At 71.0% G+C, this 23451-nt stretch carries 19 protein-coding genes; 5 read left to right on the forward strand and 14 right to left on the reverse strand.

The window, feature by feature from the left end:
• Positions 1-62: 62 nt before the first annotated feature.
• The 4 genes from AC1DMN_RS12835 to AC1DMN_RS12850 all read right to left on the reverse strand — a co-directional run bounded on the left by AC1DMN_RS12835 (position 63) and on the right by AC1DMN_RS12850 (position 5563).
• Complete coding sequence (locus AC1DMN_RS12835) at positions 63-2714, reverse strand: glycoside hydrolase family 3 protein (protein ID WP_477384361.1); 2652 nt, start codon at positions 2712-2714, stop codon at positions 63-65.
• 197 nt (positions 2715-2911) lie between these two features.
• Positions 2912-3493, reverse strand: coding sequence for a TetR/AcrR family transcriptional regulator (locus AC1DMN_RS12840; protein ID WP_440732925.1), 582 nt, complete (start codon positions 3491-3493; stop codon positions 2912-2914).
• A 10-nt stretch (positions 3494-3503) separates the two neighbouring features.
• Positions 3504-4115, reverse strand: a complete 612-nt coding sequence (locus AC1DMN_RS12845) for a TetR/AcrR family transcriptional regulator (RefSeq protein ID WP_477229856.1) — start codon at positions 4113-4115, stop codon at positions 3504-3506.
• A gap of 98 nt (positions 4116-4213) precedes the next feature.
• Positions 4214-5563, reverse strand: a complete 1350-nt coding sequence (locus AC1DMN_RS12850) for an MFS transporter (protein WP_441977517.1) — start codon at positions 5561-5563, stop codon at positions 4214-4216.
• Between the two features lie 216 nt (positions 5564-5779).
• Between AC1DMN_RS12850 and AC1DMN_RS12855 the strand changes: the two genes are divergently transcribed.
• Positions 5780-8002 carry a glycoside hydrolase family 3 C-terminal domain-containing protein gene (locus AC1DMN_RS12855; RefSeq protein ID WP_477384363.1) on the forward strand — a complete coding sequence of 741 codons (2223 nt, stop codon included), beginning with the start codon at positions 5780-5782 and terminating at the stop codon, positions 8000-8002.
• Between the two features lie 75 nt (positions 8003-8077).
• On the opposite strand, the gene AC1DMN_RS12860 is transcribed toward AC1DMN_RS12855, so the two are convergent.
• From AC1DMN_RS12860 to AC1DMN_RS12895, 8 genes are all read right to left on the reverse strand, one after another.
• Positions 8078-10243, reverse strand: coding sequence for a CapA family protein (locus tag AC1DMN_RS12860; RefSeq protein WP_477384365.1), 2166 nt, complete (start codon positions 10241-10243; stop codon positions 8078-8080).
• Positions 10240-11295, reverse strand: coding sequence for a D-alanine--D-alanine ligase family protein (locus tag AC1DMN_RS12865; protein WP_477229859.1), 1056 nt, complete (start codon positions 11293-11295; stop codon positions 10240-10242). The genes AC1DMN_RS12860 and AC1DMN_RS12865 overlap by 4 nt, the downstream gene beginning before the upstream one ends.
• Positions 11184-12443 (reverse strand): alanine racemase, encoded by a 1260-nt coding sequence (gene alr / locus AC1DMN_RS12870; RefSeq protein WP_477229860.1) that lies wholly within the window; start codon positions 12441-12443, stop codon positions 11184-11186. Before alr ends, AC1DMN_RS12865 begins: the two co-directional genes overlap by 112 nt.
• Positions 12444-12599: 156 nt before the next feature.
• On the reverse strand, positions 12600-14105 hold the full coding sequence (locus AC1DMN_RS12875; RefSeq protein WP_441977522.1) for a lipase maturation factor family protein: 1506 nt from the start codon (positions 14103-14105) through the stop codon (positions 12600-12602).
• 88 nt (positions 14106-14193) lie between these two features.
• Positions 14194-14577: a RidA family protein gene (locus tag AC1DMN_RS12880; RefSeq protein WP_440732917.1), complete on the reverse strand. Its 384-nt coding sequence runs from the start codon at positions 14575-14577 to the stop codon at positions 14194-14196.
• Between the two features lie 38 nt (positions 14578-14615).
• Complete coding sequence (locus AC1DMN_RS12885) at positions 14616-15347, reverse strand: IclR family transcriptional regulator (RefSeq protein ID WP_441977523.1); 732 nt, start codon at positions 15345-15347, stop codon at positions 14616-14618.
• A gap of 3 nt (positions 15348-15350) precedes the next feature.
• The gene (locus AC1DMN_RS12890; RefSeq protein WP_441977524.1) at positions 15351-16937 is read right to left on the reverse strand and encodes an N-acyl-D-amino-acid deacylase family protein; all 1587 of its coding nucleotides are present in this window, start codon (positions 16935-16937) and stop codon (positions 15351-15353) included.
• 17 nt (positions 16938-16954) lie between these two features.
• Positions 16955-18208, reverse strand: coding sequence for a type III PLP-dependent enzyme domain-containing protein (locus tag AC1DMN_RS12895; protein WP_441977525.1), 1254 nt, complete (start codon positions 18206-18208; stop codon positions 16955-16957).
• Between the two features lie 70 nt (positions 18209-18278).
• On the opposite strand from AC1DMN_RS12895, the gene AC1DMN_RS12900 reads away from it, so the two are divergent.
• Together AC1DMN_RS12900 and AC1DMN_RS12905 are read left to right on the forward strand one after the other, a co-directional pair.
• Positions 18279-19190, forward strand: coding sequence for a sugar kinase (locus AC1DMN_RS12900; protein ID WP_477229861.1), 912 nt, complete (start codon positions 18279-18281; stop codon positions 19188-19190).
• Positions 19191-19245: 55 nt separating this feature from the next.
• The gene (locus AC1DMN_RS12905) at positions 19246-19848 is read left to right on the forward strand and encodes a bifunctional 4-hydroxy-2-oxoglutarate aldolase/2-dehydro-3-deoxy-phosphogluconate aldolase (protein ID WP_440732912.1); all 603 of its coding nucleotides are present in this window, start codon (positions 19246-19248) and stop codon (positions 19846-19848) included.
• A gap of 181 nt (positions 19849-20029) precedes the next feature.
• Here AC1DMN_RS12905 and AC1DMN_RS12910 read toward each other — a convergent pair whose 3' ends face one another.
• On the reverse strand, positions 20030-21382 hold the full coding sequence (locus tag AC1DMN_RS12910) for an MFS transporter (RefSeq protein ID WP_441977528.1): 1353 nt from the start codon (positions 21380-21382) through the stop codon (positions 20030-20032).
• Between the two features lie 131 nt (positions 21383-21513).
• On the opposite strand from AC1DMN_RS12910, the gene AC1DMN_RS12915 reads away from it, so the two are divergent.
• Together AC1DMN_RS12915 and AC1DMN_RS12920 are read left to right on the forward strand one after the other, a co-directional pair.
• Positions 21514-22239, forward strand: a complete 726-nt coding sequence (locus AC1DMN_RS12915) for a helix-turn-helix transcriptional regulator (RefSeq protein WP_477229862.1) — start codon at positions 21514-21516, stop codon at positions 22237-22239.
• Positions 22240-22261: 22 nt separating this feature from the next.
• Positions 22262-22696 (forward strand): rhodanese-like domain-containing protein, encoded by a 435-nt coding sequence (locus tag AC1DMN_RS12920; RefSeq protein WP_441977529.1) that lies wholly within the window; start codon positions 22262-22264, stop codon positions 22694-22696.
• Positions 22697-22842: 146 nt separating this feature from the next.
• Here AC1DMN_RS12920 and AC1DMN_RS12925 read toward each other — a convergent pair whose 3' ends face one another.
• Positions 22843-23451 (reverse strand): DUF305 domain-containing protein, encoded by a 609-nt coding sequence (locus AC1DMN_RS12925; protein ID WP_477229863.1) that lies wholly within the window; start codon positions 23449-23451, stop codon positions 22843-22845.

Below are 23451 nucleotides of genomic sequence, written 5' to 3' on the forward strand. Positions count from 1 at the left end.
CTTGAGGGGATGAGGGGCTGACGGATCGGGGCGCGACGAGGCACCCGATCCTCGGCGGTCGTTCAGAAGGTGAGCGGCCCGCTCACACGGATGTCCCGTGACGACACCCCGACGCGGATCTCCGCCGGGCCCGTCGCCGGCGTCCAGCTGTGCGCGTCTACGTCGAAGTACGACACGGCCCGCCGAGGGATGCGCACCGTGACGCGCTCGGATCGGCCGGGCTCCAGGCGTACCTTCGCGAACCCTGCGAGCTGCTGCGGCGGCATCGGCACCGGCGCCGTGACGTCTCCCGCATAGACCTGGACCACGAGGGATCCCCGGCGCGAGCCGGTGTTGCGCACCGTGACCGTCGCCGTGCCCGCGTCGTCCCCGTGCGATGGGGCGAGCACAAGATCCTCGATCTCCCAGGTCGTGTACCCCAGGCCGTGGCCGAAGGGATACGCCGGCTCCAGATCGTGCGCGTCGAAGCCGCGGTAGCCGACGAAGACCCCTTCGTCGTAGTGCACGCTTCCGTCGACCCCGGGATAGGTGCGGGCCTCGCGGGCGGGCGTCTGGGACAGGTCGACCGGCAGCGTCAACGGCAGCCGTCCGCCGGGCTCGACGGCGCCCGTGAGCACGCGCGCGAGCGCGTCCCCCTGCGCCTGGCCGGGATACCACGCCTGCACCAGCGCGGCCGGATCCGCGCCCCAGCCGGTGATGTCGACGGGGGCTCCGGTCATGAGCACGACGACCGTGCGCGGGTTCGCCGCGAGCACGGCACGGATGAGGTCGTTCTGGCCACCGGGCAGCTGCATGCTCGGGCGATCGTCGGCCTCCGCCTCGTAGGTGCGCGCGATGACGACGGCGACGTCGGCGGATGCCGCGACCTCCGCGGCGCGGGCCGCATCAGGCGAGAGGACCCCCTCCGGCGGCACCCAGCCGAGCCGGAGCTTCGCCCCGAGCAGGAACCCCTGCGACGGGTGGTCGGCGGCGTACGACATCCGGATCCGGTAGTCGCGACCGGCCTGCAGCCGCACCGCGACCTCGTCGATCTCGACGTCGGGCTGTCCGCCGTCGCCGCCCCACCCGTACGGCCGCGGCTCGTCCGTCGCGGCAGCGTCCTCGTCCGCGGCGAGGTCGATCACCACCTCGGCCTCGCCGTCCTCGACCTCCCCCGCGCCGGACCGCGCGACCACCCGGCCATCGAGCTCGAACGTGTACGAGCCCAGGCTGGTGATCACGAACCGGTAGGCGCCGGTGACCGGCACGGTCAGAGTGCCCGTGTACCGCGCCGACATCTGCGCGTTCAACTCGGTGGGAAGCCTCTCGTATCGCGCCGAGGCGGCGTTGAACCCGGGGAAGTTGTGGAAGCCGTGCAGCAGCTCGATCCGCCCGTCGATCCGGGACACCAGCGGATCCCCCTCGAACGACGGGTTCGCCCAGTACTCGGCCTGCAGACCGACCTCACCCGACGGCGCGCGGAAGAAGCCGGAGTCGACGGGATCCGCGCCGGGCAGGAGCGCGCCCGGGGTGACCGGGTCGCTGCCGTATTCGACGAGGATCTCGACGTCGTCGCCCAGCGCGCGCCGCAGGCCCTCCGCGGGCGAGACGCCGCGCGTCGGCCTGACCTGCGAGCTGCCGCCGCCCTGTGCGCTCCAGGCGTCGACGTCCGGGCCGATGAGCGCCACACGTCCTACGCCTCCGAGAGGCAGGATCCCGTCGTTGCGCAGCAGCACCATCGCGTCCTCGGCGATCGCCTGGGCGACGGCGTGGTGCTCGTCGACGGCGAAGTCCGCGAYGCCGACGGGGTTCTCCAGCTGCCCCATCCCGACCAGGGGGCGCAGGATGTTGCGCACCTTCTCGTCGATCACCGCTTCGGGCACGCGCCCGTCGTCCACCGCAGCCCGCAGCTGGCCGCCCCAGAAGCCCTCGTTCGGCTGCTCCTGGTCGAGCCCGGCGTTCGCCGCCTCCGCCGTGGAGTGGTTGGCGCCGTAGTCGCTCATGATCCAGCCGCGGAACCCGAAGTCGTCGCGCAGGATATCCCTCAGGATCCGCGGGTTCTCGCAGGCGAACTCGCCGTTGACGCGGTTGAACGATCCCATCATCGATGCGACGCCGCCGTCCCGGATGAGTGCCTCGAACGGGGGCAGGTACAACTCGCGCATGGTGCGCTCGTCGATCACCGCGTCCACGCTCGACCGGTGGTCCTCCTGGTTGTTGATCGCGTAGTGCTTCGCGCATGCCTGCACGCCCTGGTCCTGGATGCCGCGCACGAGCGCGACGCCGATCTCCGACTGCAGATGCGGATCCTCTCCGAACGACTCGAACGTGCGCCCGCCGATGGGCACCCGGGCGATGTCGACAGCCGGGCCCAGCGAGACATTGTGGTCGGTCGCACGGCACTCCGCGCCGATGACCGCGCCGTAGGCGGATGCCTGTGCCGGATCCCATGTGGCGGCGAGGGCGATCGGCGCGGGCAGCGACGTGGCTCTGCCCTCGTGCACATCGCCCTTGTTGATCCGCACGCCGGCGGGCCCGTCCGCCATCTGGATGTTCGGGATGCCGAGCCGCTCCACGCCCTCGGCGTAGAAGCCGAAGTTCCAGTTCAGATCGCCGGTGACGAACGCGATCTTCTCATCGAGCGACATCTGCGCGAGGAGCCCCTCGACGCGCTCGTCGGTGGCTGCACTGTCCCAATCTGCATTGGCCCAAGCGACGCCGGACTTCTCAGACATGAACCCTCCATCGGGCCTGTGCGCACCGCCTCGTTGCGATGCGCGAATGGCACCGAGTCTGACGTCAATACCTAAACGAGTCAAGTATTCGATAGGAGCAATCCTTGAACGTCTCCGCGCGCACCCAGCGCCCGGTTCACGGCCGCGTGAGACGCGCAGCACGGTCTGCTGCGCGTCCGCCGCGCGGAGCGCAGGGGTCAGGCGGCGTGCGAGACCGCCACAATCCCGTCCCAGAGGCGGCGCAGGCGCGCCACCATGTCGATCGTGTGGTCGTTGAGCCACTGCAGCTGCAGGCCGTCCGCGGCCGCCACCAGCAGGTCGACCGCCGCGGAGACGTCGACCGCGGGGCCGATCACGCCGGCGTCCTGGGCGCGCACGATGACCCCGGAGAGGCCATCGCGCAGCCACGCGTACCGCTCGAGGAAGAACGCATGCGCCGGGTGCTCGGGGATGCTCGCCTCGGCGGAGAACTCGACGTACAGCCGCACCAGCCCTGGGACTTCGGCGTTGTGGGCGATGACGGCGAAGAATCCCTCGATGGTCGGATCCGGTGCGAAGAACATGCCGTGGTCGCGGATGTCCCGCGCGCGCAGCACCTCCTGGTACAGCTCCTCGCGCGACGCGAAGTGGTGCATGAGTCCGGCCTGGGTGAGGCCGACGCGCTCGGCGATCTCGCGGTTCGACGCCTTCCGGCAGCCCTTCGCAGCCACAACCTCGAGCGCGACGGAGAGGATCTCCTCGCGCTTGGCCGTCCCCTTGGCGTACGGGCCCCGCTTCACGAGTGCCAGACTACGTGTTCGCGCCCCGATCCTCCGCGCCGAAGGACGCCGCGCACAGCGCTCGCCACAGCTGCCGCAGACGTTCGGCCATGTCGATCTCGCGATCCAGCAGCCACTGCACCTGCAGCCCGTCGGCCGCGACGATCATCTGCTCGGCGATGATGGCGGCGCACGCATCCGGCCCCATCTGCCCCGACTCCTGCGCGATCCGCACATCCCCCATCAGCGCCTCCCGCAGCGCGGCGTACCTCTGCTGGAAGAAGCCGCGGGACGGATGCCGCGGGTCCCCCGCGACCTCGGCGGCGTACTCGGCGAACAGCTGGACCAGCCCCGGAACCTGCTGATTGTGCTCGATCACAGCGAGGAACCCGGCGATCCCGACAAGGGTGCGCGCATACACCGCCTCGTCGTGCTCATCGCGGGTCTGGATGATCGCGCAGAACAACTCGTCCCGGGAGCGGAAGTGATACATGAGCCCGGCCTGCGTGAGCCCCACCCGGCGGGCGATGTCGCCGATCAGGGCGCCCCGGCTGCCGTTCTCGGCGATCACGTCGAGCGCGGCCTCGAGGATCTCGGATCGCCGCAGCACCCCCTTGGCGTATGCGCCGCGCGACGTGCGCATCGACTCCGTCACCTCCACCCCCCTGCCTCGTCCCGCGCCAGGCTCCTGGCGGCGGAGAGCGGGCCGACGTCCGGCCCCGGCGGCCCGCTCTCGCTGCGCTATCTGACCTTCTTGATCGGGAAGATCACCACCGCCCCGATCAGTCCTGCGATCGCGCAGAGCGTGAACCACACCGTGTAGTTCGACCCGTTGGCGCCGCCCGTGGCCAACAGCACGAAGCCGCCGATCATCGGGGCGAGGGTCTGCGGCAGGGCGTTCGCGATGTTGAGCACGCCCAGGTCCTTGCCCGAGTCGTCCGGGTTGGGGAGCACGTCGATGACGAGCGCGAGATCGACCCCGACGTAGATGCCGTAAGCCGCTCCGAGGAAGAGCTCCAGGACGTAGTAGGACGGGATGTCCTGGACGAAGATCAGGGCGAAGGTTCCGACCGCGAAGAGCGCCGTCGCCACCCACACGAAGACCTTGCGCTTCCCGATCCGGTCGGAGAGCATGCCCGCGAGCCAGGCGGTGACGACCAGCGCGCCCGTGTACACCAGCGTGGTGTTGGCGATCAGGAGACCGATCTCCTTCTCCGGCACCTTGAGGTGGTTGATCAGGTACCCGAAGCGGAACGCAGTGAACCCGAAGGAGGCGAACGTGATCAGGAACCGCGACCACCAGGCCAGTGCGAAGTCCGGCTCCTTGACGGGGCTGACCCAGATGGTCTGGAGGATCTCGCCGAACGTCATCCGCGGAGGCTTCACGGGCAGCACCTTGTCCGGCAGGACGAAGGCGAACACGATCATCGCGCCRATCGCGAGGATCGACGGGATCACGAAGACGATGAAGAGGTTGGCCGAGAACCAGCCGGCGACGTAGACGCCGCCGACGATGCCGGCGTTCTGCGCGATGCCCAGGGCTGCGGTGATCTTTCCGCGCTGGAACTTCGGGACCTGATCCGCCAGGGTCGCGACGAACGGTGCGAGCGTCATGTTCGCTCCGAGTTGCGCGATCGCCCAGCCGACGGTCGCGATCAGCAGAGACGTGCCCGTCGCCATGAAGACGAACCCGATCGTCATGATGATCGTGCCGAGCACGATCCAGATCCGGCGTCGGCCCCATCGGCTGGTCGTGCGGTCGGAGACGCGGCCGAAGACGACGTTGGCGAGGGTGGCGAAGAGGGCGCCCACGCCGCCGAGGATCGCCTGGGCGGAGTTCAGGCCTGCGCCGGTGTTCTCCACGGCGCCGGTGTGCTGAAGGTCGAGGATCTTCAGGCCGATGCCGACGATCGCGGGACCGAGCAGCGCCACGAAGAAGATGAACTGCGCGACGATCAGCCAGAAGACGAAGCTCTTCTTCGCAGGCTCGGTCGGCTCGGAGAACCAATGGTGCTCATGCGAGCCGATCGTCCGGCTCGCCGCCGTCATCCCGGATGGATTGCCCGCAGCGGAACCGCTGACAGAACTCATACCTGCCTCCTTTGGCCGGTCGAGGAGGAGAGCGGACGCCACATTGCGCCGCCAGGGAGCTCCGGCCCTCGTGCGTGAAAACCTATCCTTTTCAGGTTTCCGTCGCAAGAAGATTTCGGACCAGGGAAAGCCGTCACGGATGTCGGCGAACCCTTGTCGACAAAAACCTGCCCCGTTATGGTTTCCCCCATGAACCCCGACGACAGGGAGCCCGTGATGACGGAACCGAACGGCCTGCGCGCGGCAGACCTCACCCTCGAGGAGAAGGCTGCGCTCACGAGCGGGGCCGACTTCTGGACCACGAAGGCGATCGATCGGGTCGGGGTCCCCTCGATCATGCTGACCGACGGCCCGCACGGCCTCCGCAAGCAGGCCACGGGCAATGACCATCTCGGCCTCGCCGGATCCGTGCCCGCGACCTGCTTCCCGCCGGCCGTCGGCCTGAGCGCGACCTTCGACCCCGAGCTCGCGGAGCGCGTGGGCGTCGCGCTCGGCGTCGAGTCCGCGATCGAGGATGTCGCGGTCATCCTCGGCCCCGGCATCAACATCAAGCGCTCGCCGCTGTGCGGCCGCAACTTCGAGTACATGTCGGAGGATCCGATCGTCTCGGGCGCCATGGGCGCGGGACTCGTGAAGGGGATTCAGTCGCAGGGCGTCGGCTCGTCGCTCAAGCACTTCGCGGCGAACAACCAGGAGACCGATCGCCTGCGGGTCTCCAGTGACGTGGATCCGCGTCCGCTGCGCGAGATCTACCTGCGCGGCTTCGAGCGCGTCGTCAAGGACGCCCAACCCTGGACGGTGATGTGCTCGTACAACCGGATCAACGGCGTCTACGCCTCGGAGGATCCGTGGCTGCTCACCCAGGTGCTGCGCGACGAGTGGGGCTTCGACGGCATCGTGGTCTCGGACTGGGGGGCGGTGAACGACCGGGTCGCCGGACTCGTCGCGGGGATGGATCTGGAGATGCCGTCCAGCGGAGGCCGCACGGACGCCGAGCTCGTCGCCGCCGTGCACGACGGTCGTCTGGACGAGCGCGATCTCGACATCGTCGCGGACCGCCTGCTGGAGCTCGCCCGGAAGGCGCAGGCCCGGCCCGCGGGCGCGGGACCGCTCGACGTGGACGCGCACCACGCGCTGGCGCGCGAGGTCGCCGGCCGCGCGATCGTGCTGCTCAAGAACGAGGGGACGCTGCCGCTGCCGCGCAACGCCCGGCTCGCGGTGATCGGCGAGTTCGCGCGCACTCCGCGGTTCCAGGGCGCCGGATCCTCGCAGATCAACCCCACCCGGGTCGATGCCGCCCTCGACGCGATCCGCGCGGTCGCCGGTGAGGTGCCGTTCGCGGCCGGCTTCGACATCACGCCCGAGGGCGCGTCCGAGGYGGAGACCGCGCGGCTGCGCGACGAGGCGGTGGCCGTCGCCCGCGACGCAGGCACGGTGCTGCTGTTCCTCGGCGTGCCCTCGCACGAGGAATCGGAGGGGTACGACCGCGAGCACATCGATCTGCCCGCCGCGCAGCTCGACCTCCTCGATGCGATCGTCGAGGTCAACACTGATGTGGTGGTCGTGCTCTCGAATGGCGGCGTGGTCGCGCTGCCTTTCGAGAGCAAGGTGCCCGCGATCGTGGAGGCATGGTTGCTCGGCCAGGCCGGCGGATCCGCCACGGCGGACGTGCTGTTCGGCGACGTGAACCCGTCGGGTCGGCTCGCGGAGACGATCCCGCTGCGCCTCGAGGACACCCCCGCGTACGGGAGCTTCCCGGGCGAGCACGGCCACGTGCGCTATGGCGAGGGTCTTCTCGTGGGCTACCGCTGGTACGACGAGAAGCAGCTCGCGGTGCGATACCCCTTCGGTCACGGCCTCTCGTACACGACATTCACCTACGGCGAGGCGGTTGCGGCCGTGCGCGAGGACGGCGACATCGTCGTGGTCGTGCCGGTCACGAACACGGGCCGTTCGGCCGGCCGCGAGGTGGTCCAGGCGTACACGTCGCTGCCCGGTTCGGACGTGCAGCGCCCGCCGCACGAGCTGAAGGCGTTCGCATCCGTGCAGCTCGCCCCGGGCGAGACGGCACCGGTGACGCTGCGGATCCGCCGGTCGGAGCTCGCGTACTGGGACATCCGGGTGGACCGCTGGATCGTGGAGGGCGGCACCTACGTCATCGACGTGGGCGCCTCGAGCCGAGACCTGCGGACGTCGACCGCCGTCGCCGTCGACGGCGATGAGGTGGTGCTGCCGGCGTCGCTGAACTCCTCCTTCGACGAGCTGCTGCTCGACCCCGTCGTCGGATCCGACCTGCGCGCGATGATCGAGGAGCGCTACGGGACCGGGGAGAACCAGCTGCTGAAGATGCTCGGCAACTTCCCCGTCGGCCGCCTCGACGGCTTCCCGCTGCCGCGGGCCGACATGGTCGAACTCGTGGAGCGCGCGCAGCGCGGCTGACACGGGCTGGCGGGGCTGACACGGGCTGGCGGGGCGGACACGGGCCGGCGGCTGACGCGGGCCGGTCCCGCACGCCTAGGGCACGGTGATCCTGCCGTCCGAGCCGATCTTCGCCGCGTTCGCCCCGAAGTCCCGGCGCCCGCGCTGATCGATGAGCTGCGCCGCACCGTCGGCGGGGTCAGGCGACGGGATGCCGTCGGCGTAGTCGAATCGGACCGAACGCACCTGCCCGGCCACCGCGGTCCCATCCGCCCGCAGCCGGATCGAGAGGTAGGCGCCGTACCGCGTCGCCGGATCCTTGCCGAACACGCCCCCGCCGCCGAAGTTGCCGAGGCTGTAGGCGATGAGGCGGCCGTGGTACCACTCCATCCCGCGGAGCACGTGCGGGCCGTGACCGAGGACGAGGTCGGCGCCGGCGTCGATCGCCGCATGCGAGAAGGCGATCGGATCCCCGCGCTCCTCGCCGTACATCGACTCGGTACCCGGGGTGACCGCGTCGGCGTTCGGCCCCTCGGCCCCCATGTGCGCCTGCACGATCACGACGTCGGCCCGCGCGGCAGCGGTGCGGACGACCGCGCGCACATGTCGCAGGTCGGTGACGCGGTTGAAGTCCTCGTAGGGCGCGAAGCCGATCATCGCCACGGTGACGTCGCCGATCCGCGAGTAGACGATCTCGTCGCGATCACCCACGGCGCGGATCCCGGCCGCGGCCAGACTCGCCCGGGTGTCGTCGTAGCCGGTCTGCCCGAAGTCCCGGCTGTGGTTGTTCGCGAGGTTGAGGATGTCGAACCCGGCGAGGCCGGCGACCGAGGCGGGGTCGCTGCGGAAGGCGAGGCAGTCCGGATCCTTCCCGCATTTGTCGTGCCCCGTGTCGGGCGAGATCGCCTGTTCGAGGTTCCCGGTCACGATGTCCTCCGTGAACCACGGGCGCACCCGGTCGAAGTGGCCGGCCCCGCCGTCGGCGGGCACCGCGCGACTCGCGTCGTAGAGCAGGATGTCGCCCGTCGCGCCGATGCTGACCTCGCCGGCGCGCTGCGCCGAGTGCTGCGGGAGCGCGGCCGGAGGGGCGGGCAGCGCCGCGGCCCCGGTCGCGACGACGCCGACGGCCGCGAGCCCCAGCACCGCCACGGCTGTGCGCCACGGGACGCGAGACCGGGAGGGCGACTCCGCGGCTCGGCGCCCGGAACGGCGCCTCGCGGAGCGGCGTCGCACGGGCAAGTCGAACAGCCATGACAGCCTGTCCCGCGTGATCAGGGCGCCGATCCCGACGCTGACGGCGATGACCGCGGCGGTGAGGACGATGGGCAGCAGGACCGCTGCGGCCAACTGCATCGGCCGGCCGGCGTCCGACACCGGTTGCGCCACGAGGGCATCGGCGAGCGCGAGCACCGGCATGTGGATCACGTAGATCTTCAGCGTGCTCCTGCCGAGCCGGGCCAGGCCTTGACCGAGCCGGGGCACCGTCGCCAGCAGCGGAGCCACGGCGATCCCCGCCCCGACGCCGAGGAGGGCGACCGCCGGCCACACCCCGGGGATCTGCTCCGTCCCGGTCACCCGCACCACCGCGAAGGCGCCCAGGTAGAGCACCACGGATGCGGTCGCGAGCAGAGCGCGCGGGCGGGCCGCGAGACCGATGATCCGCTGCGAGAACGTGGTGCCGATGAGGAAGTAGAGCAGGTTGGCGAGCAGCGATCCGCGGTTGCTGACGATGTCGATGAGCCCCGCACCCACAGCGGTCGTCAGTGCGGCCGCGGCGGCCAGAGGGATCCAGGACGGCAGACGGCGCAACCCCTTCGCGACGAGGAAGTAGAGCGCGAGTGCGTAGAGGTACCAGGCGTTCGGCGGGCTGATCGTGATCGCCTCGACGAACTCCGCGATGGATCGCGGGACCAGTGTCGGAAAGTCGGGGAACGCCCACATCGTCGCCATGTGGATGAGGGTCCAGAGCAGGTAGAGGTACAGGAAGCGCACGACTCGCCCGCGGAAGACCGCCGCCCACGGCCGGGCGACGGCGTTCGCCGCGAAGCAACCGGAGATGAGGAAGAACAGGGGCATCCGCAYCGGGTAGGCGAKGTCGGAGATSAGCCCCCASRCGCCGGGKATSGGSATSCCGAKCCTCCAGTCGATCGTGAGGTAGCTCTTCAKCACGACGTGCCAGAACACGACGAGGACGATCAGCAGCCCCTTGGCGGTGTCCGCCCAGGCCAGCCGGGGCGTGGGGGACGCTCCACCGACCGTCACGTGGCGGATCCGGACTCGCTCGGCGCTGCACCGGAGCGCCGCTCCTCACCCTGACCCTCCTCCTGCGGGGCCGGCGGCAGCGCGGCGTCCAGGAGCTCTGCGATCAACCCGGTGTAGTCGAGCCCCGTCGCCGCGTACATCAGCGGCACCTGGGAGCGCTCGGTCATGCCCGGTGTCGTGTTCACCTCGTTGAGCACCGGGCCGGCGGCGGTCACGAAGAAGTCGAAGCGGGCGACCCCGGCGCACCCCAGCGCATCGTAGAGCCGGGTCGCCGCCGCGCGGACGGCCGCCTCGTCGGCGTCGTCGATCGGGGCCGGCACCGTGAATCGTGCGCTGCCGTCGTACTTCTCCGTCGCCCCGAACACGTCGCCGGGCGCCACGGAGATCTCGAGCGTGGCGCCGACACGCAGCGCGCCGCGCCGGTCGCGGAAGACGGCGATGTCGACCTCCCGGCCGGTGACGTACTCCTCGATCAGCACCGGATCCCCGAACGCCCTCGCGCGATCGACGGCGTCCGCGAGACCGGCGACGCCGGGGACCACGAAGACCCCGTTGCTGGATCCGCCGCTCGCGGGCTTCACGACGAAGGGCGGGGTCAGACCGGCCGCGGCAATCCCGGCCGCGGCAATTCCGGCCGCGTCGCCGGATGCGACCACGCGCCCGTTCGCCGTCGCGATCCCCAGCGACGCCGCGATCAGCTTCGTGGCGTGCTTGTCCATCCCCAGGGCGCCCGCCCGCACCGGGGAGCCCGCGAAGGGGACTCCGCAGAGCTCGAGCAGCCCCGCGATCGTGCCGTCCTCGCCCCGTTCGCCGTGCAGCACGGGGAACGCGACGTCGCAGCCTGTGAGGAGCTCGACCGCGCGATGGGCGGGCAGCGCGACGTCCTGATCGTCCCGCCAGGTGCCGTCCTCGCCGATGGTGAGCGGGACCGCGATGTGCCTCAGCGCGCGGACAGCTCGCGTGACGCCGGCCGCGGACGCGAGGGAGACCGGGTGCTCGTCGTTCGCGCCGCCGCCGATGACGGCGATCCGACGAGGGGTGTGCTGAGGCATGCGATGTCTCCTGAGAGTTCGGGCGATCGGGTGGTCGACGTGTCGAGGGCGTGTGGGATCCGAGACGTCCGCGCGCCGACCGCGGTGACGATCTCGTGCTCGATGGTGTGCGACCATGCCGCCCATTCCGCGACGGTCGGCTCGCCGTCCCGGCCGGGGCCGAAGATCGTCACGCGCTCGCCCGGCCGCAGCAGCGTCTCGCCGGTGTCGACGACGACCATGTCCATCGAGAACCTGCCCACCAGCGGGCGCCGCTGGCCGCGCACCAGCACCTCGGCCCGCCCCGATGCCGCCCGCGGCAGTCCGTCGGCGTATCCGAGGGGCAGCAGCGCCAGACCGGTGCGAGCGGGGGTGACGAAATCGTGGCCGTATCCGACGCCGGTGCCCGCCGGCACCTCACGGGCGGACACGACGGTCGAGGTGAGGCTCAGGGCCGGCCGCAGATCATCGGTCGTGCGGGACGGATCGATGCCGAACAGTCCGGCGCCGACGCGATGCAGGTCGTATCCGGCTGCAGTGCCGGTGAGCGTCGCCGCCGTGGCGGCGAGGTGCAGGAGGTGCGGGCGCAGTCCGCGTCGACGGGCGCTGCGGATCGCGTTCTCGAAGACCAGGCGGTCGCGTACGTTCTGGCCGCTCTCCGGATCATCGGCGCAGGACATGTGCCCCATCACGCCCACCACGCGCAGGGCACCCGTCGCCTCCTGCTCGCATGCGAGCGCGCACAGCGTGGCCCAGTCCCGCGGCGGACAGCCGTCACGGCCCGTGCCGACGTCGACGTGCAGGTGCACCCGGGCTGCGGTTCCCGTCGCCCGCGCCGCCCCGGCGATCGCATAGAGCAGCTCGAGGTTCGGCACGGCGAGATCGATGCGCGCACGCAGCGCCGTCTCGAAGTCGGCGTCCGGCGTGTTGAGCCAGCTCAGGATCGGAGCGCCGATGCCCGCCTGCCGCAGTGCGAGCGCCTCGTCGATGCTGGTCACGCCGATCGAGCCCGCGCCCGCCTCGAGCACCGCGGAGGCGACGTCCCCGTGTCCGAACGCGTCCGCCTTGAGGACCGCCATCAGCCGTCCCCCGGTCAGGGCGTGGAATCGCGCGGTGTTCTCGCGGAGCGCGTCCTCATGGACGACGAGTTCCGAAGCTGGCGATGGCATGGGATCGAGTCAAGCGAGCGCCGGGTTGCCGGGGCGTATCCGGTTCTCGATATGCGGACGATATATGTCGCCGCCGCTGCGCAGGCGCCGGGAGTCGACGCCACCCGCGTCAGGGGTTGCCGCGCAGGGAGCACGCCGCGTTCGGCATAGCGGCGGCTACATCGAACCGTCGTCGTCGCCCAGCGACAGCGGCCGCACCACCACCCGGCGGCGATCGCGGATCCATACCTGGCCGCTCTCCCGGCGCTGTGCGCGGGTCGTGAACCGGTAGCGGTAGGCGACGGCGCGCACCTGCGCCGGGCGCGCCCCGCCGAACGGGTCGTGTCGCAGCAGCCGCAGCGTGGGCGCGTCGGCCTCGAGCAGTCGCACGAGAAGCATCGCGAACCAGTCCTCGTACATCCGCCCCAGCGGCAGGAACCACATCAGCCAGTCGAGGCGCAGGTGGTACGGCGCGAACTGTCGGGGGATCCGGTGCAGATCGCCGGGCTTGCCCTTGAAGCCGTACTCGCGCCATTCGCCCGCGAGCGGATCCGGATCCGCGTCGGGCAGCAGCGTGCCCTCGACCACGATCTCGATCCGCTCCTTGGTCACCGTGCCGAAGGCACCGTAGGCGTTCGCGAGCTGCCAGCGGTTGAACGACGCGTTCATGGCCTGGCTGCGCGAGAACAGGTTGCGCACCGCGGGCACCGAGAGCCAGACGTAGAGCACACCGACCACCGAGGTGACCGCGAACCACGGCAGCGACAGGCCGTCGATCACCCACGGCAGTGCGGTCTCCGCGCGGTGCGGCATGCCGAGCGGGATCCCGATCGCCGAGAACGCGATCACGACGGTCGCCCAGTTCAGCCAGGCGAAGTTGCCCGTCACGATGAGCCAGAGCTGGGTCGCGATGACGATCCCCGCGCCGACCGCTCCGATGAGGGCAGGGACAGCACCGGGGATCCACAGTCCGAGGATCGGCGCGAGCAGGAGCCACGGTGCACCGAGCTGCGCGATGTGGTTGCCCACCGCTTCGAGCCGGTGGAACCAGGGCGGCAGCAGATGCGCCTGGCGACTGAACGGGCCCGGCATGGGCTGGGTCTCGTGGTGGTACATGAGTGCGGTGAGGTCGCGCCACTCGCGACCGCCGCGGATCTTGATCATGCCCGCGCCGAACTCGAGCCGGATCACGAGCCACCAGAACAGCATGATGACCACGGTCGGCGGCGGCTGGGAGCCGGATCCGAGGAACGCGGCGAGGAACCCGGCCTCGAGCAGCAGCATCTCCCAGCCGAAGCCGTAGAAGGTCTGCCCGATCGACGAGATCGACATGTACCCGAGCCACAGCAGCAGGAAGCTCACCATCGGCACCCACGGCGGCGCGAGCTGCGGGATCCCCGCCACGAGCGCGGCGGAGACGATGACGCCCGCGATGCAGAGCGCCAGGAGCCGCCGGTCCGTGTAGCGGACGCGCAGGAACAGCGTCGGGCGCAGGAGTCGGCGGGCGCGCGGCGAGGATCCGGCCCAGGCGAGCAACTCGGGCGCCGGAAGCAGGCCGTGCTCGCCCAGCAGCGCACGGAACTGGTTCAGCGTGCTGACGAACGCGACCAGGTAGAGCGCCGCGATGCCTCGCTGGAGCACCTCTCGCGCGAAGCCGAAGTCGACCGCCGCGAAGCCGTCCATGATCACAGATTAGGGGCCGCCGCGGCCGCACGGCAGGGGCCTTGACAGCCGGATGCCGCTCACGGGCGACATCCGGCTGTCCGCCGTCTCAGGCCTGGGGCAGGGCGGCGACCACGTCGATCTCGACGAGGATGTTCGCCAGCTGCGAGCCCACCGTGGTGCGCACGGGGTACGGAGCCGTGAAGAACTCCTGGTACGCCTCGTTGAACTCGGCGAAGTCGGCGAGGTCCTGCAGGTGCACCGTCGACTTCACCACGTCGTCCATGGTCAGTCCGTGCTCCGCGAGCACCTTCTGGATGTTCCGCAGCACCTGGCGGGTCTGGTCGCCCACGTTGTCGGCGATGGCGTTGTCGTTCGCGGCATCCTGCGGGCCGAAGCCGGCCGTGTACAGGAATCCGTTCGCGACGACGCCGTGGCTGTAGGGGCCGGCGGGGGCGGGGGCGCCTTCGGCGTAGAACCCGGTCTTGGGCATCTTCTTCTCCTTCTTCTCGGATGGTTCTGGTGTTCGGTTCATCCCAGCTGGTGGGAGATCTCTGCCGCGGTCTCACGCAGCATCGGCACGCGCTGCTCGAGCTGCTCGCGACTATGGGCGGCGCGCAACGCCGTGAGCGACAGCGCGCCGACGACGCCGGCGGATGTCACGATCGGCACCGCGACGCAGCCGACGAAGTCCTCGAACTCGGCGTCGTCGAACGCCCAGCCGCGTCGTGCGGTGAGGGCGAGGTCGGCATCGAGGGCGGCACGGCTGGTCAGGGTGCGGGCGGTGTGCGGATGCCAGTCGCATCCGGCGAGCACGGCGTCGCGGCGGTCGGTCGGCAACTCGGCGAGCACTGCCTTGCCGATACCGCTGCAGTACGGCAGCACCGAAGCGCCGACGCGGGAGTACATCCGCACGCCGGCGGCGTCCTCGACCTTGTCGACGTAGACGATCTCGTCGCCGATCAGCGCGCCGACGTGCACGGTGTTGCCCACGATGCGGTGCAGCCGGCGCACCTGCGCGAAGGCGGCGCCGCGCAGGTCGAGCTGTTCGAGCGCGGCCCCGCCGAGCACGGCGAGCTGCATGCCCAGCGCGTAGCGTCCGTCCGCCTGCTTCCGCACGAAAGCGACCTGCTCCAAGCTCTGCAGCTCGCGGAACATGGTGGTGCGGTGGATGCCRAACTCCGCGGCGAGCTCGGCCACCGACGAGGGCCCGCCGGTGAGCGACGCAAGGATGCCGGCGGCACGGGTGACACTCTGCGACATGGGTCAGGCACCTCCCCTGCGCAGGCCTCGGCCGGGGAGCGCCCCGGTCAGCTCGCCCCCGGCGAGCACGCGGACGCCGGCGACGAAGACGTCGTCGATGCCGACGGCGGGCTCGCGCGGGTTCTCATAGGTGGATCCGTCGGCCACGACCTCGGGATCGACGAGCAGCAGGTCGGCGATCGCGCCCGCCTCGACGACGCCGCGGCGGTCGAGGCCGAAGCGCCGTGCGGGCTGGGCGGAGAGGTGGTGCACAGCGTCCGCCCACGACCACGTGCCGAGCTCGCGCACGAACTCGCGCAGGTAGCGGGCGAACGATCCCGCGGCACGGGGATGCGGGTGCGCGCCGATGAAGATGCCGTCCGATCCGCCGATATGGCCGGGATGCGCGAAGATGCGCGCCAGCTCGGTGGCCGGCCGCGGATTGCGCACGGCCATGACGGCACTGCTCTCCATGCGCGATGCCGCGAGCAGGTCGAGGGCGAAGTCCATCGGATCCTGGGCCGCGCGGGCGGATGCCGCGCGCAGGGTCAGGCCGTGCGCCCAGGCGTACTCGGATGCGGCGATGTGCGCGAGCGTGATCATGTCGGGCCAGTCCGGTCCCAGACTCGGGCTGTTCGAGGCGCGCTCGATGCACGCCGTGCGCAGGGCGTCGCGCCCCTCGGGGTCGCCGATGCGGGCGACGGCCTCGTCGGCGGGAAGCGCCGAGACCTCCGGCGGCAGCAGGGGCATGCCCAGCAGCGTGCAGCCGCGGATGTACGGGTACGCGTCGAAGGTGGCGTCGACGCCGGCCTCGGCGAGCGCGTCGAGCTGAGACAGCACGATGTCGGCGTCGGCGTGCAGGTGCGACACGTGCACGGGCAGCGGCGCCCCGGCACCCCGGGCGGCGCGGCGCGAGATCTCGGCCATCTCGGTGATCCCGGCCGCCGTGTTGGCCTCGTATCCGCCGCGCATGTGGCTGACGTACACGCCGCCGGCCGCGGCCACCGGCACGCACAGCGCGGCGATCTCGTCGGCGTCCTGGAAGATGCCGGGCACGTAATCGAGCCCGGTCGAGAGACCCAGCGCCCCATCGGCCATGCCCTGCGCCACGAGCTCGACCATGCGGGCGCGCTCGGCGTCGGCGGCGGGGCCGGTGCGTCGGCCGCACACCTCGAAGCGCACGGTGCCGGCGGGCACCAGGTACGCGGCGTTGAGGGCGGAAGCTCCGTCGACCACCGCCAGCAGCTCGGCGACTCCGCCTCCACGGTAGGCCGGGTGCGGTCCGTTGATCGCGGCGAAGTAGCCGGTCGCGTACGCGCCATCGCCAGGGGCGTAGGAGACGCCATCCTGTCCGCCGATGATCGTGGTCACCCCCTGGCGCAGCAGCGCCCGGGTGACCTCGGGCTCGCGGAGCAGGCCGTCGGCGTGCGAGTGCGCGTCGACGAAGCCGGGCAGGACGAGCCGCCCGGACGCGTCGATCACGAGGTCGCCGTCGCGCGCCTCGACCTCGCCGACCCGGGCGATCACCGCGCCGTCGAGGGCGACGTCGGCGCGCGCGGTGCCGGACGGCGTGACCACCGAACCACCGCGCAGAACTGTACGACCGGACATGGCGCTCCTCGAAGGCCTCAGAAGTAGGTGCGGACGAGGCCGGTGACCACACCGGACTCGAGGGAGTCGACGACGGGCAGCACGCGCCACTTGTCGAAGGCGGTGCAGGGGTGCGAGAGGCCGAAGCGCACGACTGACCCGACGGGCAGCGGCTCGGCCGGCCGCACGTACGAGTGCTGGTCGTTCATGGCCGAGACGGTCGCCTCGGCCGGCTGCCAGGGCGCGGCGAGATCGGCGGCGACGGCGCGCGGGATGGGCAGACCCTCGTCGTAGGGGAAGTCGCGCTTGCCGGCGTCCACCAGCGCCAGACCGGGCTCGGGGCTGGAGACGACGCGGGCGATGCCGTGCATCGCGTTGACGAAGTGGGGTCCCTCGCCCGCGCCGCCCTCGTCGAACGGAGAGATGCCGCGGTAGAACCCGTCGTCGTGCACGATATAGGCGCCCGAGCGCAGGGTGAACCGGGTGCGTCCGTCGCGCTCGGCGGCCGCCCACACGTCGGCGACGATCTCGAAGTACGCGCTGCCACCGGCGGTGACGTACACCTCGCCGTCGTCGTAGAGCGGCGTGATCGCGCGGTGCAGCGCGAGCTGCGTCTCGAGGTAGCTGCGCACGGCGGCGAGACCCTCGGGCGAGCGGTCGTGCGCGATGCTGCCCTCGTAGCCGGCGACGCCGGCGAGCCGCAGCACGTCGGAGGCGGCGAGGCGCTCGGCGATCTCGATGGCCTCGTCGACGGAACGGGCGCCCGTGCGGCCCCCCGCGGCGCCCAGCTCGACGCAGACGTCGACCGGGCGCGGCAGCTCGACGCCGTTCAGCGCGCTCTCCATCGCGTCCACGGTGGCGAGCGAGTCGGCCCAGCAGACGAACCGGAACCCGGGATCGGCGAGCTCGCCGGCGAGCCAGGCCAGCGACCGGGCGTCGACGGCGGCGTTGGCGAGCATGATCGAGTCGAGTCCGAGGTCGCGGCCGGTGCGCACCTGCCCCATGGTCGCGAGGGTGATGCCGAGGGCGCCGGCGTCGGTCTGGCGTTTCCACAGCTCGGGGGCCATCGTGGTCTTGCCATGCGGCATGATCTCCAGGCCGCGCTCCACGCACCACGCGGCCATGGTCGCGACGTTCGCCTGCATACCGGCGTCGTCGAGCACGATCAGCGGCGTCCAGAACTCGTCGAGGCGCGGCTTCGTCGCGAGGAAGGCGGATGCGGTCATCCCGATCGCGCGCTCCGGGATCCCCTTGTCCCGCGCCGTCAGCAGTTCGTCGTCCCGGTCGTTCATCTCACGCCTTCCGTCCTCGTTGTGCATATATCGCAACGTTGGTTGCACTGTGCGCACAGACCGCCTCATCATGGTAACCGTGTCCGAGACCTCCGCACCACGCATGATCGCCATCGGCGAGACGATGGCCCTCATCGCCCCTGCCCGCGCGGAGGCGCTCGCCACCGCCCAGGAGGTGCGGCTGCTCATCGGCGGCGCCGAGTCGAACGTGGCGATCCACGCCGCGCACCTCGGCATCCCGACCGCATGGGTCAGCGCCGTGGGCGACGACGCCCTCGGCGTGCGGGTGCGCGACGAGGTCGCCCGCCACGGCGTCGACGTCCGCTGGGTCGTTGATGACCCCGCCGCGCCCACCGGCGTGTACTTCAAGGATCCGGGCCACGGCGTGCTCTACTACCGCCGCGGCTCGGCCGCCTCGGCGATGAGCCCCGCCACGGTCTCCGAGGTTCCGCTCGAGCAGGCCGACCTCGTGCACGTGTCGGGCATCACCCCGGCGCTCTCGGAGTCGTGCGCCGCGCTCATCGACGCCGTCTTCGACCGCGTGGGCGCGGGATCCGGCTTCCTGAGCTTCGACGTCAACCACCGCGCGGCCCTGTGGGCGCCCGGCGCGGCGGCCCCGACCCTGCTCGCGCTCGCGCGCCGCGCCGATGTCGTGTTCGTCGGCCTCGACGAAGCGGAGGGCCTGTGGGGCACGGCCGACGCCGATGCCGTGCGCGCGCTGATCCCCGCTCCGCAGCTGCTCGTCATCAAGGACGGCGACGTGGGAGCCACCGAGTTCCACCGCACGGGCGACGCCGATGAGCGCACCTTCGCTCCGGCGATCAAGACCGAGGTGGTCGAGGCCGTCGGCGCGGGCGATGCGTTCGCGGCCGGCTACCTGGCCGCCCACCTGCAGGGCGCCGAGGCCGCGGAGCGCCTCGCCGCCGGCCACCGCCGCGCGCACCTCGTGCTGCAGTCCACCGGCGACCTCCTGCCCGACTGAGAAGACCACGCTGCGCCGAGGGGGTGCAGCGAGACGAAGCGAAAGGCCCCCGACCATGACCGACAACTCCGCATTCGACGAGATCTTCCGCGACGTGCCCCTGATGGCGATCCTGCGCGGCATGGGCGTCGAGCGCACGCTCGCGACCGCCACCCGCGCCTGGGACCTCGGCATCACGGCCGTCGAGGTGCCCGTGCAGACGCCGACCGACGTCGAGGCGCTGCGCGTGCTCGCCGAAGCCGCCCGCGAGCGCGGCCTGACCGTGGGAGCGGGCACCGTCGTGTCGCTCGAGCACGTGCACCAGGCCGCCGAAGCGGGCGCGGCGTTCACCGTGAGCCCGGGCCTCGACCTCGACGTGGTGCGGGCCTCGCACGAGGCGGGCATGCCGGCGCTGCCCGGCGTCTCGAGCGCCACCGAGGTGCAGCACGCGCTGGGCGACGGGCTCACCTGGCTGAAGGCGTTCCCGGCGTCACTGCTGGGCACCGGCTGGTTCCCCGCGATGCGCGGCCCCTTCCCGCAGGCGAAGTTCGTCGCCACGGGCGGCATGGACTCCGGCAACGCCCAGGCGTACCTCGACGCGGGCGTGCGGGTCGTCGCCGTCGGCTCCGCCCTGGAGGACGAGGCGCAGCTTCCTGCGCTCGCGAAGCTGCTCGGCTGAGCCCATCCGCATCCGATCCCGCTCCCGGCGTTCCGCATCGGGGGCGGGATCTTCTGCGCACGGCGCGAGCCCGAGCGCCGCGCAGTCGGGGACGACGGCGCGCCCTGCCGCCGCACGCACGGCCCGTCCGCCAGGACAGGGCGTGCGTGCGGCGGCAGGGCGCGCACCGGTGTCATGACGCTCAGGCGTCGGCCCCCACGCGCGGGGCGATGACCAGCTCGTGCAGCCGCCCGGCACCCTCGACGTCGGGCCGGATGGACGCGAGCATCGTCGCGATGACGCCGACGATCGCGATCACCGCGGCGTAGATCACGACCGGCCAGATCGCTCCGCCGACGGCGGCGACCAACGCCGTGCAGATGATGGGTGCGAGTCCGCCGCCGAGGGTGTTGGAGATCTGGTAGCCGATGTTGACGCCGGTGGTGCGCGCCTCCGGGTCGAACATCTCCGCCAGCATCGTCGCCAGGGTCGCCTGCATCGCTACGCCGAACACGACGAAGCCGAGGATCTGCCCCAGCCAGATCAGCCACATGTTGCCGGTGCTGAAGAGCAGGAAGGCGGGGTAGACCATCGCGGCGAAGCCGAGGCAGCCGATGATGTACACGGTGCGACGGCCGATCCGATCCGAGATCGCACCCCACAGCGGCGCGACGACGATCTGCAGCAGACCGACGATCATGGTTCCCGCGAAGCCCATCCACGCCGGCAGGTGCTTGTTGCTCACCATGAAGGCGAGGCCGTAGGTGAGCACGACGTAGCCGGCGATCGACTGCGGCAGCCCGATGAGGATGCCCATGATCGCGTTCTTCGGGTGGCGGAACGCCTCGACCAGCGGGTTCGGCTTCTTGCCGGTGGCGTTCAAGTGCAGGGTCTGCGTCTCGATGAACTCGTCGGAGTCCTCGAGGTGACGGCGCAGGATGACGGCGGCGATCGCGAGAACGATCGAGAACACGAAGGGGATGCGCCAACCCCACTCGATGAACCAAGAGCCGGGCGTCAGTCCCAGTGCCGCCATGAGGCCACCCGAGACGACGTTGGCGATGCCGGCGCCGCTGATGAGGAAGGCGCCGTACAGGCCCTTCTTGCCGATCGGCGCGGCCTCGACGACCATCGTCGCCGCGCCGCCCATCTCACCGCCGACGAAGAAGCCCTGGAACAGACGGCACACGAGCAGCAGGATCGGCGCAGCGACGCCGATGGCGTGGTCCGGCGGGATGAGGCCGATGGCGGTCGTCGCGAGCCCCATGCCGATCACGGTGCTCATCAGGACGACCTTGCGGCCGACCCGGTCACCGATGATGCCCCAGATGACGCCGCCGACGGGACGGAGGAAGAATCCGACTGCGAACGTCGCGAACGACGAGAGCTGCGCGACCACCGGGTCGTCGGACGAGAAGAACACCGCGGGGAAGACGGCGGCCGACGCGAGACCGTAGAGGTAGTAGTCGTAGTACTCGATGAGCGTGCCGATCGCGCCACCGGCGACGGTCTTGCGCTGGTGGGGCGTGAGGCCGCGTGATGCGACTGTTGCCATGGGAGCCTCCTTGCTCGGGAACTGCGGGAGAGATCGGGGGTCAGCCCTCGACGTGAAAGGCTGTCCTCGCTAAGATAGCCGCGACGTAGACAGTATGTCTACTAGCTGGACTTTTTGTAAAGTGGAGGTGGATGATGGCGAAACCGGCGACGATGGAGGCCGCTGCGACCGCACTGGCCGGCGATGCCGCCCACCAGACGTACGAGAGCGCCGAGGAGGTGCTGCGGTTGTACCGCCCCGTGATGCGGGCGCTGGCCACGGCCGCCGGTCCCTCTGTCGAGGTCGTGCTGCACAATCTCGACGGCGCCGACGTCGACCTCGGGCACACCATCATGGCCATCGAGAACGGCCATGTCACCGGGCGCGCCGTCGGCGGGCCGTCGACCTCGCTGGGCCTGGACGTGATGAAGGATCGGCAGAAGGACCACGACGCCTTCGGATACCGCGGCTTCACGAGCGACGGTCGCGAGCTGCGCTGCTCATCGGTGTACTTCCGCAACGCTGCCGGCGACATCATCGCCTCGTTCTGCATCAACGTCGACCTCAGCCCGATCCAGCAGGCCAGGAACATGCTCGAGGCCCTGCTCCCCGTGCAGGGTGCGGCGGACAACGGCCCCCGTGAGCACTTCGGCAGCGATCTGGTGTCGGTGATGGACTCGATGATCACCGAGGCGATCGCCGAGATCGGCCGCCCCGTCGAGCAGATGTCACGCGAGGACAAGATCACCGTGCTCGAGCGCCTCGACCAGCGCGGAGCCACCCAGATGCGCAAGTCGATCGAGACGATCGCGAAGCGACTGGGCATCTCGCGGGTGACCGCATACGCCTATCTCGACGAGGCCCGCACCCGCGGCTGAGCCTGGGCGGAGGAGGATGCAGATGAGCGGAGCCGACATCGCCGCCGCAGACGGATCCATCGCGGCGCGACTCGCGCACGTCGACGCACGCCTGGCATACGAGATAGACGTGGTCGCCGCGGCACAGGCCGTCGCAGCAGGCGAGGCCGTGCTCGTCGACACGCGCCGCCGGGAGTCGTGGGATCACGGCCACATCGCCGGCGCCCTGCACTTGCCCACGCACGGCCTGGAGGCGCGGATCCACGAGCTCCCCCGTGACCGCACGCTGATCGTCTACGGCTGGGGGCCGGGCTGCAACGGCGCGACGGCGACGGCCCGGATCCTGCTCGCGGCCGGCCGGGACACGCGCGAGCTGTACGGAGGATACGAGTACTGGGCGCGCACCGGCTACGCGACCGAGGCAGGTGGGGTCGTCACGCGCCGGGCACCGGATCCCCTGGTCACCGCCGAGGTCTGAGCCCCCGCGGCATCCCGGTCAGGCGGGTCGACAGCGCCGTCGCCGGCGGCGGGTGYAGACCCGCTCACTGGTCGCGAATTGCCGTCATTCGAGCGGAATGGGGGCAGTTCGCGACCAGTGAGCGGAGGCAGGTTCCGCGGAGGGCGTCAGAGCTGCGCCAGGAGCCCCTTCATCTCGGCGATCTCGACCGTCTGGGCGTCGATGATCGTGCTCGCCAAAGCGACGGCACGAGGATCCTTGCCATCGCCCTTCTCGGTGCGGGCCATCTCGACCGCGCCCTCGTGGTGCGCGATCATCTGCCGCAGGAAGAGCTTCCCCGCCTCGGCGCCCGACGCGGCCTCGAGCGCGGCCATGTCGGTCTCGCTCATCATGCCGTCGCCGTGTCCCATGGATCCAGGGGCCGCAGACGGCACGCCCCAGCCATCGAGCCAGTCGCGCATGGTCGCGATCTCGGGCGCCTGCGCGGCCTTGATCCTGGTCGCGAGGTCGGCGACCCGCGGATCCACGCCGGTCTTGGCGAGCAGCGTGTCGCTCATGTCGACGGCCTGCTGGTGGTGGCCGATCATCATGGTCGCGAACATCGCATCGGCATCGTTCGCGGATCCCTGTGCGGATCCGGTGGCAGGGGTGGACGCGCCGTGCGTCATCCCCGGCATCCCGGAGTGGTCGGTCGTGGGCGCGCAGGCGGTGAGGGCGGTCCCGGCGAGGGCGACCGTCCCGATCGCGAGGGCACGGTGAAGGGTTCGGATGGTCAT

The organism is Microbacterium sp. 01T413_2, assembly GCF_056398985.1.

Coding starts and splice junctions, on each gene's coding strand:
- AC1DMN_RS12925 (WP_477229863.1), bottom strand. CDS start 23,451: ATGACCATCCGAACCCTTCACCGTGCCCTCGCGATCGGGACGGTCGCC.
- AC1DMN_RS12845 (WP_477229856.1), bottom strand. CDS start 4,115: ATGCGCACGTCGCGCGGCGCATACGCCAAGGGGGTGCTGCGGCGATCC.
- AC1DMN_RS12900 (WP_477229861.1), top strand. CDS start 18,279: ATGGTAACCGTGTCCGAGACCTCCGCACCACGCATGATCGCCATCGGC.
- AC1DMN_RS12880 (WP_440732917.1), bottom strand. CDS start 14,577: ATGCCCAAGACCGGGTTCTACGCCGAAGGCGCCCCCGCCCCCGCCGGC.
- AC1DMN_RS12915 (WP_477229862.1), top strand. CDS start 21,514: ATGATGGCGAAACCGGCGACGATGGAGGCCGCTGCGACCGCACTGGCC.
- AC1DMN_RS12890 (WP_441977524.1), bottom strand. CDS start 16,937: ATGTCCGGTCGTACAGTTCTGCGCGGTGGTTCGGTGGTCACGCCGTCC.
- AC1DMN_RS12905 (WP_440732912.1), top strand. CDS start 19,246: ATGACCGACAACTCCGCATTCGACGAGATCTTCCGCGACGTGCCCCTG.
- AC1DMN_RS12920 (WP_441977529.1), top strand. CDS start 22,262: ATGAGCGGAGCCGACATCGCCGCCGCAGACGGATCCATCGCGGCGCGA.
- AC1DMN_RS12910 (WP_441977528.1), bottom strand. CDS start 21,382: ATGGCAACAGTCGCATCACGCGGCCTCACGCCCCACCAGCGCAAGACC.
- AC1DMN_RS12895 (WP_441977525.1), bottom strand. CDS start 18,208: ATGAACGACCGGGACGACGAACTGCTGACGGCGCGGGACAAGGGGATC.
- alr (WP_477229860.1), bottom strand. CDS start 12,443: ATGCCATCGCCAGCTTCGGAACTCGTCGTCCATGAGGACGCGCTCCGC.
- AC1DMN_RS12865 (WP_477229859.1), bottom strand. CDS start 11,295: ATGCCTCAGCACACCCCTCGTCGGATCGCCGTCATCGGCGGCGGCGCG.
- AC1DMN_RS12875 (WP_441977522.1), bottom strand. CDS start 14,105: ATGGACGGCTTCGCGGCGGTCGACTTCGGCTTCGCGCGAGAGGTGCTC.